Annotated in this window: 17 protein-coding genes; all 17 read left to right on the top strand. The window is 50.0% G+C overall.

The window, feature by feature from the left end:
- Nucleotides 1–89 precede the first annotated feature (89 nt).
- The 17 genes from dprA (at nt 90) to BN2762_RS19005 (ending at nt 17,157) form a co-directional block, all read left to right on the top strand.
- Complete coding sequence (dprA, locus tag BN2762_RS19085; protein WP_187386611.1) at nt 90–1,175, top strand: DNA-processing protein DprA; 1,086 nt, start codon at nt 90–92, stop codon at nt 1,173–1,175.
- A 92-nt stretch (nt 1,176–1,267) separates the two neighbouring features.
- Nucleotides 1,268–3,367 carry a type I DNA topoisomerase gene (gene topA, locus BN2762_RS19080; protein WP_055108473.1) on the top strand — a complete coding sequence of 700 codons (2,100 nt, stop codon included), beginning with the start codon at nt 1,268–1,270 and terminating at the stop codon, nt 3,365–3,367.
- Between the two features lie 41 nt (nt 3,368–3,408).
- Entirely contained in the window at nt 3,409–4,734 is a 1,326-nt protein-coding gene (trmFO, locus tag BN2762_RS19075; protein ID WP_392391582.1) for a methylenetetrahydrofolate--tRNA-(uracil(54)-C(5))-methyltransferase (FADH(2)-oxidizing) TrmFO, read from the top strand.
- 82 nt (nt 4,735–4,816) lie between these two features.
- Nucleotides 4,817–5,359: an ATP-dependent protease subunit HslV gene (gene hslV, locus BN2762_RS19070; RefSeq protein WP_055108471.1), complete on the top strand. Its 543-nt coding sequence runs from the start codon at nt 4,817–4,819 to the stop codon at nt 5,357–5,359.
- Nucleotides 5,360–5,481: 122 nt separating this feature from the next.
- A complete protein-coding gene (hslU, locus tag BN2762_RS19065; RefSeq protein WP_055108470.1) occupies nt 5,482–6,888 on the top strand; it encodes an ATP-dependent protease ATPase subunit HslU in 1,407 nt (468 codons plus the stop codon).
- 389 nt (nt 6,889–7,277) lie between these two features.
- Entirely contained in the window at nt 7,278–7,685 is a 408-nt protein-coding gene (gene flgB, locus BN2762_RS19060) for a flagellar basal body rod protein FlgB (RefSeq protein WP_055108469.1), read from the top strand.
- 6 nt (nt 7,686–7,691) lie between these two features.
- On the top strand, nt 7,692–8,141 hold the full coding sequence (flgC, locus tag BN2762_RS19055) for a flagellar basal body rod protein FlgC (RefSeq protein WP_055108468.1): 450 nt from the start codon (nt 7,692–7,694) through the stop codon (nt 8,139–8,141).
- Nucleotides 8,142–8,176: 35 nt separating this feature from the next.
- The gene (fliE, locus tag BN2762_RS19050; RefSeq protein WP_055108467.1) at nt 8,177–8,488 is read left to right on the top strand and encodes a flagellar hook-basal body complex protein FliE; all 312 of its coding nucleotides are present in this window, start codon (nt 8,177–8,179) and stop codon (nt 8,486–8,488) included.
- 32 nt (nt 8,489–8,520) lie between these two features.
- Nucleotides 8,521–10,104 (top strand): flagellar basal-body MS-ring/collar protein FliF, encoded by a 1,584-nt coding sequence (gene fliF / locus BN2762_RS19045; protein ID WP_055108466.1) that lies wholly within the window; start codon nt 8,521–8,523, stop codon nt 10,102–10,104.
- Nucleotides 10,105–10,127: 23 nt separating this feature from the next.
- Complete coding sequence (gene fliG, locus BN2762_RS19040) at nt 10,128–11,132, top strand: flagellar motor switch protein FliG (protein WP_055110217.1); 1,005 nt, start codon at nt 10,128–10,130, stop codon at nt 11,130–11,132.
- Entirely contained in the window at nt 11,125–11,970 is an 846-nt protein-coding gene (locus BN2762_RS19035; protein WP_055108465.1) for a FliH/SctL family protein, read from the top strand. The genes fliG and BN2762_RS19035 overlap by 8 nt, the downstream gene beginning before the upstream one ends.
- Entirely contained in the window at nt 11,967–13,286 is a 1,320-nt protein-coding gene (gene fliI / locus BN2762_RS19030) for a flagellar protein export ATPase FliI (RefSeq protein ID WP_055108464.1), read from the top strand. Before BN2762_RS19035 ends, fliI begins: the two co-directional genes overlap by 4 nt.
- A 10-nt stretch (nt 13,287–13,296) precedes the next feature.
- Nucleotides 13,297–13,740, top strand: coding sequence for a flagellar export protein FliJ (gene fliJ / locus BN2762_RS19025; RefSeq protein ID WP_055108463.1), 444 nt, complete (start codon nt 13,297–13,299; stop codon nt 13,738–13,740).
- A 46-nt stretch (nt 13,741–13,786) separates the two neighbouring features.
- Nucleotides 13,787–14,719 carry a MotE family protein gene (locus BN2762_RS19020; RefSeq protein ID WP_055108462.1) on the top strand — a complete coding sequence of 311 codons (933 nt, stop codon included), beginning with the start codon at nt 13,787–13,789 and terminating at the stop codon, nt 14,717–14,719.
- A 51-nt stretch (nt 14,720–14,770) separates the two neighbouring features.
- Nucleotides 14,771–16,177, top strand: coding sequence for a flagellar hook-length control protein FliK (locus BN2762_RS19015; protein WP_055108461.1), 1,407 nt, complete (start codon nt 14,771–14,773; stop codon nt 16,175–16,177).
- 18 nt (nt 16,178–16,195) lie between these two features.
- Nucleotides 16,196–16,777 carry a flagellar hook capping FlgD N-terminal domain-containing protein gene (locus BN2762_RS19010; protein WP_055108460.1) on the top strand — a complete coding sequence of 194 codons (582 nt, stop codon included), beginning with the start codon at nt 16,196–16,198 and terminating at the stop codon, nt 16,775–16,777.
- The gene (locus BN2762_RS19005) at nt 16,774–17,157 is read left to right on the top strand and encodes a TIGR02530 family flagellar biosynthesis protein (protein WP_055108459.1); all 384 of its coding nucleotides are present in this window, start codon (nt 16,774–16,776) and stop codon (nt 17,155–17,157) included. Before BN2762_RS19010 ends, BN2762_RS19005 begins: the two co-directional genes overlap by 4 nt.
- Nucleotides 17,158–17,237 lie beyond the last annotated feature (80 nt).

Raw genomic sequence — 17,237 nt, 5'->3', positions numbered from 1 at the left:
AGGTAAGCAACCTTCTTGGCCAAATGGCAGGAGGGTTGCTTTTTTTGTTTATTTTTGGACAAACCCATTATATGAGGGAGGGGCAGGGATTGGACAAGCGGTCGTTACTTATCGGATTGCACGAAAGTCAGGGACTTGGCTGGAAACGGATTGAGCAGCTGCTGCGCCGGGAAGACTGGGTGCATGCTTTGGATTATACTCCCGGGGATTGGGTAGAACGGGGGCTGAATGCGGAGCTGGCAATCAGGCTGGCCGAGACATTGACGAGCAGCTGGATCGAGAATAGGCTTGAACAGCTGGAATGCAGGAGGATACAGGCGATAACGATATTGGATCGCCAGTACCCTTTATTAATGAAGGAAACCGTTCGGCCGCCCTGGGTAATGTATGGCATAGGAGAGGCAGGACTGCTGTCGGAGCCTTCCGTTGCCATGGTGGGTACCCGTGTTCCTACGGCTTATGGACGCAAGGTATGCACGGAGCTGACCACCGCCCTTTGCCGCCGGGGCATGGTTGTAGTTAGCGGGCTGGCTAAGGGGATTGACGGCCAATGCCACGAAGCTGCGCTTCGTTGCGAGGGCAAGACGGTAGCTGTTCTTGGAACGGCAATTGATGTCGCTTATCCACCGGAAAATGCCTCCTTGTACCAGATGATCGCCGAGCAAGGGCTGATTTTGTCGGAATACCCGATCGGCACTCCGGGACATCCCGGATTATTTCCGATGCGAAATCGGATCATTGCCGGCATAACGCATGGGACGGTCGTTGTAGAGGCGGATGCCCGCAGCGGCTCGTTAATTACGGCTGACGCCGCGCTTGAGGCCGGGCGAGATGTTTTTGCCGTCCCGGGGCCCATCACCTCTCCGAAAAGCCGGGGAACGCTCAGCCTGATCAAGCAAGGGGCCAAAATGGTTACGAATGCAGAGGATATTTTAGAAGAATATATAAGGCTGCTGCCTGTCTCGCAGGAAAAAGAGGAAGAAAACGGATCCATAGATCAGTTGACAGATGAGGAGCGCCGCATATACCATATGTTGGAGCAGAAAAATTGTACGCTTGATGAACTATTGATGAAGACGGAATGGGAATTTGGACATTTACATTCAGTTCTGTTATCTTTAATCATGAAAAAAGCGGCAGTTCAACTGCCCGGTTCTGTGTATAAGGTAATATAGTCCATTCCTGACTGAGAGTGGTTCATAAAATATGACTATATGACTTGTGAGAAGGTTAATTAGTTTCTGACGTTTGAGAGGAGGATGACCCTGTGGCGGATTCACTCGTCATCGTGGAATCGCCTGCCAAGGCGAAAACGATCGGCAAATACTTAGGCAGCAAATACATCGTGAAAGCTTCAATGGGACATGTTCGCGATTTGCCCAAGAGCCAGATTGGGGTTGAAGTAGAGAATGACTTCAGTCCGAAGTATATAACAATCCGTGGTAAGGGTTCTGTATTGAAGGAATTGAAGGATGCCAGCAAAAAGGTAAAGAAAATTTATCTCGCAGCTGACCCCGATCGCGAGGGGGAAGCGATAGCCTGGCATTTGGCCCATGCGCTAGATATGGATGAGACGGAGACCTGCCGCGTCGTATTCAATGAGATTACGAAGCAAGCGGTGAAGGATGCGTTCAAGACACCGCGCAAAATCAATATGGATCTGGTCAATGCCCAGCAAGCCCGGCGGATTCTCGACCGGCTCGTTGGTTACAAGATTAGCCCCTTGCTATGGAAGAAGGTTAAGAAAGGCTTGTCGGCAGGAAGAGTTCAATCGGTTGCCGTCAAAATCATCATGGACCGGGAAAATGAAATTTCCGCATTTGTTCCCGAAGAATATTGGAGCATTACTGCCAAGCTGAAGACGGGAGCTTCTTCATTCGAAGCGAAGTTTCATCAGCTCCGCGGGGAGAAGCTGGAGCTGAAGAATGAGGAACAGGTTAACGGTATTTTAAAATCGATCGAGGGCGCCGCGTTCAAGGTGTCTGACGTGAAGGAGAAAGAACGGCTCCGCCATCCGGCAGCTCCGTTTACGACGAGCTCCCTTCAGCAGGAAGCGGCCCGCAAGCTGAACTTCCGTGCGGCCAAGACGATGTCGGTTGCTCAGCAGCTGTACGAAGGGGTAGATTTGGGCAAAGAAGGAACCGTCGGTCTGATTACCTATATGCGTACGGACTCTACGCGAATAGCGGAGTCTGCGCAGACTGAGGCGAAGGAGTATATATTGGCTAAATATGGCGAGAAATATGCGCCTGATTCGCCGCGTCAGTATTCGAAGAAAGCCGCAGGCTCCCAGGATGCTCACGAGGCGATTCGTCCTACCTCCGCGATGCGCGATCCGGAATCGGTGAAATCCTTTATGAGCCGTGACCAGTACCGCCTGTACAAACTGATTTGGGAACGCTTTATGGCCAGCCAGATGTCTTCTGCCGTGCTGGACACCCTTTCCGTTGATATCGCGGCAGGAGATGTTACGTTCCGCGCTGTAGGCTCCAAAATCCGCTTTCACGGCTTCATGAAGGTGTATGTGGAGGGGAATGACGATGGGACGACGGATGACGATAAATATTTGCCTCCACTGGAGGTTGGCGATCAGCTGGAAACGGAAGGCATTGAGCCGAAGCAGCATTTCACCCAGCCGCCGCCAAGATATACGGAAGCCCGTCTAGTCAAGACGCTCGAGGAGCTGGGTATCGGACGTCCTAGTACGTATGCTCCTACACTCGAGACGATTCAGAAACGCGGCTATGTAGCGATTGAGGACAAGAAGTTTATGCCTACCGAGCTCGGAGAGCTTGTGATCGAGCAAATGGAGCAGTTTTTCCCAGAGATTCTAGACGTAGAATTTACCGCCCATATGGAAGAGGATCTCGACCATGTGGAGGAAGGCTCGGAGGATTGGGTACGCGTACTGAGCGATTTCTACGAATCGTTTGAGAAGCGTCTGGAAGTCGCTGAAGAAGAGATGAAGGAAATCGAGATCGAAGATGAGGTTTCCGATGAAATATGTGAGAAATGCGGCAAGCCGCTTGTATATAAATTGGGTCGTTTCGGCAAATTCCTTGCTTGCTCCGGGTTTCCGGACTGCCGCAATACGAAGCCGATCGTCAAGGATATCGGCGTAAGCTGCCCGAAATGCAAAGAGGGCCATGTCGTCGAACGGCGCAGCAAGAAAGGAAGGATATTCTTCGGATGTGACCGATATCCGGAATGCGACTTCGTGTCATGGGATCGACCTTCTCCGAAGCCTTGCCCGAAATGCGGAGGGCTGCTCGTCGAGAAGCGCAACAAGCAGGGAGGCAAGCTGCAGTGCACGGCCTGCGATCACGTGGAGCCGATCGAGGAGAATGAAGATACCTCCGATGAATAGACGACAACTAGAACGAGCTTACTGAAACACATTAGGGGGTAATGAGAGTGGAGCAATCAAAGAGAGTAACCGTTGTTGGAGCAGGGCTTGCCGGAAGCGAGGCTGCTTGGCAGCTCGCTAAGCGCGGCATCCCTGTGAGACTATATGAAATGCGCCCCGTTCAGAAAACGCCGGCACACCATACCGACAAATTCGCTGAGCTGGTATGCAGCAATTCTTTGCGGGCCAACAGCCTGACCAATGCCGTAGGCGTCCTCAAGGAAGAGATGCGCATGCTCGATTCGCTGGTCATTGGAGCGGCAGACCGCAATGCCGTTCCCGCGGGAGGGGCCTTGGCGGTTGACAGAGACGGCTTCTCGGGCGAGATTACCCGGACGCTGCGCGAACATCCGCTGGTCGAGGTTATTAATGAAGAAATACAGGAAATCCCGGAGGACGGAATCGTAATCATCGCCACGGGGCCGCTGACTTCTCCGGCTTTATCGGAGCAGATCAAGCGTCTGACTGGCGAGGATTATTTCTACTTCTACGATGCAGCCGCTCCAATCGTGGAGAAGGACTCCATTGACATGAGCAAGGTCTACCTCGCTTCCAGGTATGATAAAGGGGAAGCGGCCTATTTAAATTGCCCGATGACTGAAGCGGAGTTCGATGCGTTCTACGAAGCTCTTATTCACGCGGAAGTCGCCGAATTGAAAGAGTTCGAGAAGGAAATTTATTTCGACGGCTGCATGCCGATCGAAATCATGATGCGACGGGGCAAGCAAACGGCTTTATTCGGTCCAATGAAGCCGGTAGGGCTAGTGAACCCTCATGACGGCAAGCTTCCTTATGCGGTCGTTCAGCTGCGTCAGGACAATGCAGCGGGGACGCTGTATAATCTTGTAGGTTTTCAGACCCATCTGAAATGGGGGGAGCAAAAACGGGTGTTCTCGATGATTCCTGGCTTGGAGAATGCTGAATTTGTGCGCTATGGCGTTATGCACCGCAATACATTCATCAATTCGCCCAAACTGCTTGAGTCGACCTATCAGCTGAAGCAGCGGCGGAGTTTGTTCTTTGCCGGCCAAATGACTGGGGTCGAGGGATATGTCGAGTCCGCAGCCTCAGGGCTGATTGCGGGAATTAATGCGGCCCTGGCGGCGAACGAACAAGAAGGCATCGTTTTCCCTGAGGATACGACGCTCGGCAGCATGGCGAGGTACATTACGACGGCTGATTTCAAGCATTTCCAGCCGATGAACGCCAATTTCGGCTTGTTTCCTAAGCTGGATACCCGTTATCGTAAAAAGGCGGAGAAGAACGAGGCGCTTGCCCGGCGTGCTTTGGACAGCTTAAAGGCGTTTATTCAGGATACCCGTCTGTAGATTGAATTTCTGAAGCATCGTCCCTTAAGGCTCATCATACAATGATATACGGGTACCCCGTAAATAGAGGAGATGGATTGTAATGATTCCTACTTTTCATGCTACAACCATTTGCGCTGTCCGCCACAACGGCAAGGGAGCCATTGCCGGAGACGGCCAGGTCACTTTCGGCGAAAGCGTCGTAATGAAGCAGACGGCCAAGAAGGTCCGCCGCTTATATCGAGGACAGGTGCTGGCTGGCTTTGCCGGTTCCGTAGCCGATGCGATCACTCTGTTTGAGAAGTTCGAGGCGAAGCTTGAGGAGCATCACGGCAATCTCCAGCGCGCCGCTGTCGAGCTTGCCAAGGATTGGCGCCAGGATCGCGTGCTGCGCAAATTGGAGGCTCTCATGATCGTCATGGACAATACCGGCATGCTTCTAATTTCCGGTGGAGGAGAGATCATTGAGCCGGATGACGATGTGCTGGCAATTGGCTCAGGGGGCAATTTTGCCTTGTCTGCAGCCCGGGCCTTGAAGCGTCATGCCGCTCAATTAGAGGCGAAGGACATTGCGCGCGAATCGCTGCTGGTCGCTTCTGAGATTTGCGTCTACACGAACAATAACATTATTGTCGAAGAACTTTGATGCGACGCTATATTCCGTGTGTTTTTTGCCGGGATGGGCTGTCCATCGGATGAATTGTCCGGCGAACCGGACTTTTTTTCGTGGCAGAGTCTTAAATATAATCTTCAAAAGGAGGATCATCCATGACGAATCGTCAATTTACACCAAGACAAATTGTAGCTGAACTGGATAAGTACATCGTTGGGCAAAAGCAGGCAAAGAAATCCGTTGCAGTCGCTTTGCGCAACCGCTACCGCCGAAGCCTGCTCAGCGAGGAAGTGCAGGATGAAATCGTGCCGAAGAACATATTGATGATCGGACCGACGGGTGTCGGGAAGACAGAAATTGCCCGGCGGCTGGCTAAGCTTGTAGGGGCCCCTTTTATCAAGGTAGAGGCTACGAAGTTCACCGAGGTCGGTTATGTTGGCCGTGACGTTGAATCCATGGTGCGCGACTTGATCGAGACGGCAATTCGGACCGTCAAGCTGGAACGCACGGAGAAGGTCAAAGATAGGGCTGAAGAACTAGCGAATGAGCGGCTTGTGCAAATTCTTGTACCATCTAGCCATAAATCGAAAAACGCCCGCAATCCGTTCGAAATGCTGTTCGGAAACCAGAATGCAAGCGAGACACCTTCAGCAGACGAGGCTCAGGAGGACAGCTCCGTTGCCGAACGGAGGCGTCAAGTCAGAGCCAAATTGGCTGCAGGCCAAATGGAAGAGGATACGGTGGAAATCGAAGTTGAAGATACCGCTCCAACGATGCTGGATATGTTTGCGGGGCAGGGCAACGATCAAATGGGAATGAATATGCAGGAAATGTTCGGTAATTTGCTGCCGAAGCGCACGAAAAAGCGGAAGCTGACGGTGAAGGAAGCGCGAAAGGTGCTTACCCAGGAAGAGGCGGGCAAGCTGATTGACCATGATGATCTCGTGCAGGAAGCGATTACCCGTGCCGAGCAGTCGGGGATTATTTTCATCGATGAAATTGACAAGGTGGCCAGCCGGGGCGGCGGAGGCTCGGGGCCGGATGTGTCCCGTGAAGGAGTGCAGCGGGATATTCTGCCGATCGTTGAAGGCTCGACGGTAATGACCAAATATGGTCCGGTAAAAACCGACTATATTTTGTTCATTGCCGCAGGGGCCTTCCATGTTGCCAAGCCTTCAGATCTTATCCCTGAGCTCCAGGGCCGCTTTCCGATTCGCGTAGAGCTGAATAGCTTGTCCCAGGAGGATTTCGTGTCGATTCTGACGGAGCCTAAAAATGCCCTGACGAAGCAGTACACGGAGCTCCTGCGCACGGAGGACATCGAAATCGAGTTCTCGGCCGAAGCGATTGCCGAGATCGCAAAAATAGCTGCATCCGTGAACGCCAATACGGAGAACATCGGAGCAAGACGGCTTCATACCATTCTTGAGAAGCTGCTGGAGGATTTATCGTTCGAGGCTCCAGAGCTAACCCTTGACCGAATGACGATCACTCCGGAATATGTCCGTGAAAAATTAGGCGATATTGCCCAAGATCGTGACCTTAGCCAGTTTATTCTTTAATCTCCGAAAATTTTGTGAATTTAAAAGTGATTTAAGGCCGTTAGTCCCATGAAAATGGGGCGGCGGCTTTTCTTCTTTTTCCGACAAGTTTAATCGGCATATAGTCACGACTAAATATGATGATTTTTCATTGAATTATAGAAAAATTAACAATTTGTGTATAATTAATCGTTAATTTCTGTAAAGATAGGGCTTTTTTCTTATTGTAATAATGTCGAATCTGCTTGAAACTTAGGATATATGACATTAAGCTATATTTTAACTAAATAGGACGATAGAAAGACTATCAAAATGGTTTATTGTCGAAAAAAAGAGGAATTTGCGAGTGAATGTTGAATTAGTTCTGAGTCGAGAATTAGAAAATTTAATGAATTAAGGGGGATAGGAAGATGCAGCTTCTTAATGGCGTGGGATTTAGTAGACTCGAGAACGCGATTCAGGCTGCCAGCACTAGGCAGCAGGTGATAGCAGACAACATTGCGAATGTGGACACCCCTTATTTTAAGCGTTCTAACGTATCTTTTGAAACCTTATTGCAGCGGGAGATGAACGGCGAAATGCCTACTCTTCGGGGTTATCGGACCGATTTTAGGCATTTTGTCATAGGTTCTTCCGGAAATGTACCAGAGCCGCGGATCACGGTCGATGGCCGAACAGCGATGAACAACAACTCGAACAATGTGGATATCGATAGCGAGATGAGTTTGCTCGCGGAAAATAAACTCCGGTACGATGCGTACATAGAGCAGTTGAATTATCAAATCAAGATGAAGCGTGTGGCTACAGAAGGGAGATAATAAGCGTTGAAAATTAGCAATAGTTTCAATATTAGTTCTTCAGCACTAACGGCGCAGCGTCTTCGGATGGACGTGATCTCCTCCAACATTGCCAATGCGAGAACAACTCGGGCCAGTATAGAGAATGGCCAAGCTGTGCCATATCGCCGGAAGACGGTTGTCATGTCCCCGAATAAAGCCGATTTTAGCAATATGCTGGATTCGGTAATGGGACGAAAGCCTGCTAGCCAGGGAGTGAAGATTACGCAAATTACGGAGGATCCGACGCCTTTCAAGCCGGTATACGATCCGACGCATCCTGATGCTGACGGCGAAGGATATGTCTACATGCCTAACGTGGATTTGATGAAGGAAATGGTGGACATGATTTCGGCAACGCGTTCCTACGAAGCGAATATCACTGCATTGAACGCTAGCAAAGCCATGATCTCCAAAGCATTGCAAATCGGTAAATAATCAGTCAAATTGAAGCAGTCAGGAGTTGGGAAGATTTGATCCAAAATAATATTAGTCTGGACATGATTCAAAGATTAGAAGCAGTTGCTGAGCCCGTTAAACCTACGGCGGCCTCTCCTTCAGAAGCCATTCAAAGCTTCAGTTCATATTTGACTGACGCGCTGAACGGAGTAGCCGAGCAGGAGAACAACGTGCAACGGCTCAATGAGCAGTTCCTCTTAGGACAAGCTAATGTCGATCAAGTGATGATCGCCTCAGAACAGGCGCTGTTAAGTTTGCAGCTCACTACGCAAGTTCGGAATAAAGTGATAGAGGCTTATCAAGAGATTATGCGTACGCAAATTTAATGAAACTAGCAAGCTGTGGATGAGGTGACATTGTGAATGAGAGAATCGCCCAGTACCGGGATCGATTGACCGGATATTGGCATAATTTCAGCAGCAAACAAAGAACGCTTTTAATATCAACGATAGCGATTGTGCTACTAGCGGTTATTTTACTGACGATTCAATTTTCCAAGACAGAGTATGAAGTAGCTTTCAAGAATTTGGATTCCACGGATGCCGCAGGCATCATGAGTCATCTTGATTCCAGCGGAATACCTTACAAGCTAAGTCCGGATGGAACGAGCATATCTGTACCGAGCAAGGATGCAGCGCGCGTGAAGGTGGATGTCGGTTCACAGGGGATTATCAAGAATGGGTCCATCGGCTGGGAATCCTTTAACGAAAGCTCTTCCCTGATCGGCATGACGGATAATGAGTTCAGCGTGAAATATAGGAGCGCACTCAATGGTGAAGTTGAACAATTGCTCAAGCGCATGAAGGGTGTACAAGATGCCAAGGTGCTGATCAACCTGCCGGAGGAGAATGTATTTGCAAGTCCAGAGGAGCAGCAGAAGGCATCCGCTTCCATCGTCATCGGCTTTGCGCCGGGATATCGTCCGAATCAGGAAGCGGTGGATGGTTATTTCAATCTCGTCAAGACCTCCATACCGAACCTGCCGATCGAGAATATTTCGATTTCTTCCAGCGACGATACCGTGCTTCTGCCAACCGGGCAGGGAGGGAATATCGGTTCCCTTACGACGGCCGTCCAGGAAAATATGGCTTTACAGAAAAAATTCGAAAGCGATGTAAGCCGCAGCGTAAAGCAATTTCTCTCTAAATTGACGGGGCCCGACAAAGTTGAGGTGCTTGTAGCGTCAACCCTTAATTTTGATCAGGTTATCGAGAAAAACAACCTCGTGACTCCCGTTGATACCGAGAATATGAGGGGCATTGAGATCAGCGCCCAGAGAATCCAGAAAAGCTACACCGGTGAAGGAAATCCGGACAGTGGAATTCCAGGAACAGGAACGGAAGACGTTCCGGGCTATCCTGCTGCTGGCAGCAGCACCGGGGCAAGTTCGGAGGAATCCTCTTCTACGATTAACTACGAGGTTAACCGAATTACCAAAGACATCGTGGCCAGTCCATATGTTATTAAAGATTTAACCATTAATGTGGCTGTTGAACCACCTGCCGGACAGGATACTTTAGATGAAACTACACGGGATGCGATTGAGAATATTCTGACGAATATCGTCGGGTCTTATCTGGCCGATTCAGGTACTACTTATACAGACGCTGATCTGCAGAGAAAAGTTTCTGTTTTCTCACAAACTTTTCATGGTTCTGAAGAAAAAGCTTCTAGCTTGACACTATCTAACCCATGGATTTGGGGAGGAGCAATCGCTGTTCTGCTAGTCGGTGCAGGGATCGGGGCGCTTCTGTTCCGTCGCCGCAAAAAAGTGGAAGAAGAGGAAGAAGAGCTGCCGCTGCCTTTACCTCCGGAATTCCCGTCAATCAACCTGGATACTATTACAAACGAAAGTCAAGTGCGTAAACAGCTCGAGACGCTGGCGAAGAAGAAGCCGGATGAATTTGTCAACTTGCTGCGCACCTGGCTGGCAGACGAGTAGAGGTGAACGTATTGTCAAAAACGATGGCTTCTGGTCTAACCGGAAAACAAAAGGCGGCAATTTTGCTGATAACGCTCGGACCCGAGGTATCGGCACAAATATTCAAGCATTTGCGTGATGATGAAATTGAACAGCTGACACTCGAAATCGCTAATGTCCGCAAGGTAGATAGCAGCGAGAAAGATATGATTATGGCGGAATTTCACCAGATTTGCCTTGCACAAGAATATATTACGCAAGGGGGCATTAATTACGCTAAAGAGATTCTGGAGAAAGCTCTCGGTTCCAGTAAAGCCTACGAGATCATTAATCGGCTGACCGCAACGCTTCAAGTCAGACCGTTCGATTTTGCCCGGAAGGCGGATCCGAACCAAATTTTGAACTTTATCCAGAACGAGAACGCTCAGACGATTGCGCTTGTCCTGTCTTACCTTCAATTTGAGCAAGCGGCTGCGATTCTCTCTTCTCTTCCGCAGGATAAGCAGGCGGAAGTGGCCCGTAGAATCGCTATGATGGACAGCACCTCGCCGGAGGTTATTTCCCAGGTGGAGCGAGTGCTCGAACAGAAGCTGTCCGCGACCGTGACGCAGGATTATACTAGCGCTGGAGGCATCGAGTCGATCGTCCAAATATTGAATGGGGTCGACCGCGGTACAGAACGAACCATTTTGGATTCGCTCGAAATCCAAGACCCCGAGCTGGCGGAAGAAATCAAGAAGCGGATGTTCGTATTTGAAGACATCGTCAATATCGACAATCGTTCGATTCAGCGGATTATTCGCGACATTGAGAACGCGGATTTGCAGCTTGCGCTTAAAGTCGCCAGCGAGGAAGTTCGGGAGGCGGTGTTCCGCAACATGTCCAAGCGCATGTCGGACACCTTCAAGGAAGAAATGGAATTTATGGGGCCTGTGCGGCTTCGTGACGTGGAGGAGGCGCAAACTCGCATTGTAGCCACGATCCGCAGATTGGAAGAAGCCGGCGAGATTATCATAGCCCGCGGCGGAGGAGATGACATCATTGTCTAATTTGATTAAGGTGTCCCAATATGTACCGGTCGACATTCTCAAGCAGTTGAATCTGGGGAAGACCTATGAGCCTCCCCTGGATCAACAATTAGATGATGAAGCTCTACAAGCTCCGGTCGAGACCGTATCCGCTGAGGATTTGGCTGCCGAAGAGGCAAGGCGGCAAATGTTAAACGATGCTAAAGAATTTGCCGAGCGGCAGATCAGGGAGGCTTCCGAGCAGGCGGAGAGCATGCTGGCGGAAGCCAAGCTCCAAATCGAGACATGGTGGCAGGAGCAAAGAGAGCAGGATGAGCATTTGATCGAGGCCCTCAAATCGGAGGGCTTTAACCAGGGGTATGAGGAGGGCAAGCTCCAGGCTGAGCAATCGCTGCAAGCGAAGATTGAGGAAATGATGAGCGAGGCAAGCGCTGTTCTTCAGCAGGCCTACCTGGAGAAGGAGCGCATTATTCAGGAGGCTGAGCCGTTTCTGGTTGAACTCAGCTGCTCGATTGCTGAGAAAGTGATTGATAGGCAGTTGGAGCTAGAACAGGATTATGTGCTGGAGCTCGTAAAGCGAAGCCTGTCCAGAAAAAGAGAGCAGGGCGTCATCACGCTTTGTGTATCTCCGTCGCAGTTTGCGTTTGTTCAGGCTGCAAGAGAAGAACTCAGCCTAGTTATCGATTCACAGGCCGATTTGCAAATTCTGCCGGATGCGACAGTGCAAGACCGCGGCTGCGTAATCCGCTCCGCCTTCGGAAGCATCGATGCAAGAATTGATACGCAGCTTACCGAGATTAAGAAGGAACTTCTTCGGATCTCGCTCGATCATGAAGACTATCCGGTGACAAGCCCATGACGAAACTTGATACAGCGAAATATATAGATCATTTAAGGCAGATGGATCCGGTTCGAATTAACGGGAAGGTGACCCAGGTTATCGGACTTATGATTGAATCAGAGGGGCCGGATGCGAGCATTGGTGATCTTTGCTACATCTATCCGAGTAAATCTTCCGAGCCTCTGAGAGCTGAGGTCGTAGGATTCCGGGATAATAAGGTATTGCTTATGCCCTTAGGGGATCTGCAGTCCATTGGTCCGGGCTGCGACGTGGTTGGAACCGGCAAGCCTTTAACTGTTCAGGTTGGATCAGAGCTTCTGGGCAAGGTGCTGGATGGACTTGGAGAACCGCTGGACGGATCGGTCATTCCTGCCCGAATGGGGCATTATTCCACGTATAGCAAACCGATGAATCCGCTGGAACGGCCGCGCGTCGCCCAGCCGATCAGTATCGGAGTCAGAGCGATCGATGGACTTCTGACCATCGGTAAAGGGCAGCGTGTAGGTATTTTTGCGGGCTCCGGTGTCGGTAAGAGTACGCTTATGGGCATGATCGCCCGGAACACGTCAGCGGACGTTAACGTTATCGCACTAATCGGTGAACGCGGCCGCGAAGTGCTGGATTTCATTGAACGCGATCTTGGTCCCGAAGGACTGGAACGTTCCGTCGTTATCGTCGCTACCTCAGACCAGCCGGCATTGATCCGGATGAAGGGTGCTTTGATTGCGACGACGATTGCGGAATATTTTCGTGACCGCGGCCTTAATGTCATGCTGATGATGGACTCTGTAACGCGTTATGCGATGGCGCTCCGGGAGGTCGGACTGGCCGTCGGGGAACCGCCAGCAATGAGAGGATATACGCCTTCAGTATTTGCCGCGCTGCCGAAGCTGATGGAGCGTGCGGGAACAGGGCCTGCGGGATCGATCACGGCGTTCTATACCGTACTCGTCGATGGAGATGACATGAATGAACCGATCGCCGATGCGGTTAGGGGGATTCTGGACGGACATATCGTGCTGAACCGGAATATCGCGAATAAAGGCCATTTTCCGGCTATCGACATTCTGGCAAGCATCAGCCGGGTGATGAAGGATATCGTCCCGGAGGAGCAATCCGAAGCGGCCGAGAATTTAAAGAGGCTGCTGGCAGTATATAGAGATTCCGAGGACTTGATTAACATTGGAGCCTATCAAAAGGGATCGAACAGCGAGATTGATGAGGCTTTGGATTATATCGAAAGCATCTGGAGCTTTACTAGACAGAAGGTTAATGAAAAAGCGACATTGTCTGAAGTACAGGAACGTTTAATTGCTGAATTTTCGAGGAGATGACGAGTAGAGGATGAAGTTCCGTTACGTCTATCAGAAGGTTGTCGATTTAAAGTCCAATCAGAAGACGCAGGCAGAATGGATGTTATCCGCTGCCGTTGGCCAATTGCAGGCGGAGCAGCTCTCCTTGGAGCTGCTGGAGGAGGATAAAGCTAGAACCCTCGCGGCAATCCAGTTCGAAATGGAAAATAAGTCGTCGATGGTCAAGCTTCAGGAATTACAGCGCTATATGGATTATTTGGAAAATTGCATTGCAATCAAGCTGGGGGATATCCGGCAAGCTGAAGTCAATGTGGAGAAGAAGAAAGCCGTTTTGAACGGTAAAATGCTTGACGAGAAAGTATGGCTTAAAGCCAGGGATAAAGCCAGACACAAATATCAGCACGAAATGCTTCTTCGGGAACAAAACGAACTGGACGAAATGGCAACGGTCCGGTTTGCCATGAAAGCCCGGTAAGGAGTAACACGGGCATCAGCGATGGGTTTGCGAAGGAGGGAATGAAATGGCACAGGCTGATTTAGAAGAAGATTTGGAATCAGGCGGCGGGTTTGCCAGGTTTATGTTTTTTGTTACGCCGATTTTGTTTACGGTGGTCCTGCTGTCGGTTTTGTTGACGCTGTTCAACATGAACTTTCGGGCAACGATGATTGAAATTGGCAGCAAAATACCGATCGTCAGAAATTTTGTGCCTGACCCGGAAGGGGGGGCTATCGCAGGTAACGCCGAGGAAGAAAATACGAAGCAGCAGTCAGAAAACACTGAGGCTGCCGTGAAGGAATTGAAGGAACAGGTGGCTCAGAAGGATGCTGAATTAGAAGCCGCTTATCGTCAAGCTACAGAGCAGGAGGATAAAGTAAAGCAGCTTCAAGCTCAGCTGGATGCCGCACTAACGGAAACGATCGAGAAGGAAGAAGCCGCTAAGGACGAGGCCTACCAGAAGGAGGTCAAGAAGCTGTCCCAGCTGTATGCGCAAATGAGCCCAAGCAAAGCTGCGGCTATCCTGGACAAATTAACGGTGGAAGAAACGCTGCAAATGCTAAGCCTAATGAATAATGAGAGCAAGGTCGCGATTCTCGAGAAAATGGATCCGCAAAAGGCGGCTGACATTTCTATTCTGCTTAAAGATGCGAAGCCGGCTGAGGACATGGCGATTGCCGCTCTGCAGTCCAGGCTGAAGAAGGATGCGGAATCGCCTTCCCAGACTGCGGCATCTACGACCGGCCTCGACGAGAAGCAGCTAGGCCAGACGTTCGCGGGGATGTCTGCTGACGCAGCTTCCAAACTGATTATCCAAACACATAAAATTAGTCCGGATAAGGCTTTGAAAATTCTCAATTCCGTAGACGACGGAACTCGCTCCAAAATTTTGGCGGCGATGACCAAAGAAGATGAGGAGCTTACTGCTAAAATATTGAACAAGCTGGTAAGCAAATAACAGGAAGAGGCTTACATCCCTCATTTTTATAGAGAAAGGAGGTGAATGATTATGAGCCAACTGATTACTAATCTTTCTGGGGCTAATACTGCAAGCGGTATTGCGATCCCTGCAAACGGAAAGGGCGACGCTGCTCAGGGCGGCGGCACAACTTTCGATCAAACTCTCATTGCGATGCTGTTCGGGAATGTCTCATCTGCTGAAGGAGGAGCCCGTCTGCAATCGCTGGGGCTGCTGGGGCTTACGAACTCTGATGAACAGGGAACGGCCGATGAAGAGCTTCAAGCTTTGCAAGCGATGGTTGACAATTTGCTTGAGCAATTGAATGAGCTTGATCAGGCGCTAGCGGAGAATCCATCTCTATTGCTTGTTCTTCAAGCTTGGCTGCAGGGAGCTCAAATGGTGACACAGCCTGTTGATGGCGGATCCGTTATTGAGCCGGATCCAGAAGCTGCTCCTATTCCGGTTCTTGCCCAGCACCCAGAGACGGTACGCTTTGCGGTTCAAGACGCGCTTGTACAACTTAAAGCAGTGTCTGAACAACAAAATGCAGCTTTTCCCACGGTGATTCAATCCCGGCAGTTGATAGAAGTTTTGCAGCAGATGCTCGGTTCTTCTCAAACCAGCAATCCAGCCGTTGCTCAGGGAACTGAAGGACATACCGCGAATAATTGGATTTCTGCCTTGGAAAAAAATATTCTTGCGATCATGAACGTTACTTCTAATCAAACGGCAAGGAATGGTGTTTCTCAAAATTTTCAACTACCGGCATCTCACGTCGCAACAGCTAATGTTGCTGGTAAGAATAATGCACAGAATGCATCCTTGATGAACGCGGCATTATCAGCGGAGAGTGCGCCGGCAGCAGAGGCTGCAGATGACGTCAGTCATGGAATGCATGCGGGTAACGTTGTGACAGCAGGACAACTGGCGATGCGCGATGCCCTGACTGCTCCGGCTAAGCCAGCAGCGCCTGCGGTTCCTGTGGAGCAGTTCGGTAAGGAAATGGGCGGCTTTTTAGTTAGCAAGCTAGAAATCGTCAAGCTTCAAGGAATGTCCCAAGCTAGAATTTCGTTATATCCGGAGCATCTTGGCCAGGTTGACGTCAAAATCACGATGCAAAACGGGCAATTAGTCGCTCAGTTCATGACGGAGCATGCATTTGCAAGGGAATCCTTAGAGAGCCAAATGGCCCAGCTGAGATCGGCGCTGCAGGCACAGGGGCTGCAAGTAAGCAAGCTGGAAGTGACGCAAAACTCTTCGCTTTCTTCCCATATGTATCAAGACGGGCGCCAGCAGAATGGCGGCACGAATCAGCAGCAAAGCAATAAGCGGCGCGAAGTCCGCGAAGAAGACCTGCTGACTTTGGGCGACTTGAACGACGAATGGAATGAATGGATTTCTGAAGTAAGAGCCCGCGATGAGAATTTCGGCAGTTCCTTTGTAGCCAGAGTTTAATGGAAAGGAGGAGAAGCCGTGTCTAATTTTACAAGTGTTGCTTGGCCCGGTTATTCGGCACAGAATGTACCCGTCAAAAGCAAAGAGGATAACCAGACCTTAGGCAAAGACCAATTTCTAAAAATACTCATTACCCAGCTTCAAAACCAAGATCCGATGCAGCCGCTGCAGGACAAGGAATTTATCGCGCAAATGGCTACGTTCACATCCGTAGAGCAACTGATGAATATTTCTAAGCAGCTGGATGTCATGAATCAGTCTTTAGGTACGGTCTCCGGACTGATCGGTAAAAGAGTCTCGTGGATCCAAACGGATCATGTTGACGAATACAATATTGAGACGGGGAAAAATACGGTTACTTCAACTGGAAGCGGCATAGTCGAAGGAATCGTCATTCGCGAAAACGTACAGTATGCCAAAGTAGGCAGCAAGGAAATCAAGCTGTCGGATATTCTTGAAATTGAAGAAGTTCCTGAGGAGACCCCTCCATTACCTGATGATCCAGCTGATTTGACACCTGATCCGGGTGAGCCTGCAGAATCCGATGTGGAGCAGCAGAAGGATGGAAACGGGACTTCCGATGGAGCTGATTCGCCATGAATGACCCCATTCGTATAGGCAATCTGTACCCGGGGCGAATTCAGCCGAATGAGCTTCAGCAGCTTAAGAACCCGGGATTGCCGAAAACGCAGGATGCTACATTTGAAGCGATGCTGCAGGATCGGCTGCTTCATTTCAGCAATCATGCGGTTAAGCGGCTTGAACAGCGAGGGATTCAATTGAAGCCTGAGCAGCTCCATCAGATTGAATCGGCCATTGACCATGCCGCGGCGAAGGGCGCTAAGGACTCGCTTATCTTAATGCAGGATATGGCGCTGATCGTTAACGTGCATAATCGTACGGTAGTTACAGCGATGGATGGAAATAGCATGAAGAATAATGTGTTCACTCAAATTGATAGTGCTGTTATTATTTCTTAAATTGGCTGGCCCGGAAACGGAAGGCCAATGAGTCACGGATCGACTGAAGTGACTTTTTAGCAAACATCATTCCAAGGAGG

Source organism: Paenibacillus ihumii, from assembly GCF_001403875.1.
Lineage (GTDB): Bacteria > Bacillota > Bacilli > Paenibacillales > Paenibacillaceae > Fontibacillus > Fontibacillus ihumii.
Note: the sequence above shows the minus strand (reverse complement) of the source record. Positions and strands in the feature narration are given on the sequence as shown.

Bases quoted from the DNA above. Each gene is read 5' to 3' on its own strand.
- trmFO (WP_392391582.1), top strand. From the start codon at position 3,409: ATGAGAGTGGAGCAATCAAAGAGAGTAACCGTTGTTGGAGCAGGGCTT.
- hslV (WP_055108471.1), top strand. From the start codon at position 4,817: ATGATTCCTACTTTTCATGCTACAACCATTTGCGCTGTCCGCCACAAC.
- hslU (WP_055108470.1), top strand. From the start codon at position 5,482: ATGACGAATCGTCAATTTACACCAAGACAAATTGTAGCTGAACTGGAT.
- flgB (WP_055108469.1), top strand. From the start codon at position 7,278: ATGCAGCTTCTTAATGGCGTGGGATTTAGTAGACTCGAGAACGCGATT.
- fliG (WP_055110217.1), top strand. From the start codon at position 10,128: ATGGCTTCTGGTCTAACCGGAAAACAAAAGGCGGCAATTTTGCTGATA.
- fliI (WP_055108464.1), top strand. From the start codon at position 11,967: ATGACGAAACTTGATACAGCGAAATATATAGATCATTTAAGGCAGATG.
- fliJ (WP_055108463.1), top strand. From the start codon at position 13,297: ATGAAGTTCCGTTACGTCTATCAGAAGGTTGTCGATTTAAAGTCCAAT.
- BN2762_RS19020 (WP_055108462.1), top strand. From the start codon at position 13,787: ATGGCACAGGCTGATTTAGAAGAAGATTTGGAATCAGGCGGCGGGTTT.
- BN2762_RS19015 (WP_055108461.1), top strand. From the start codon at position 14,771: ATGAGCCAACTGATTACTAATCTTTCTGGGGCTAATACTGCAAGCGGT.
- BN2762_RS19005 (WP_055108459.1), top strand. From the start codon at position 16,774: ATGAATGACCCCATTCGTATAGGCAATCTGTACCCGGGGCGAATTCAG.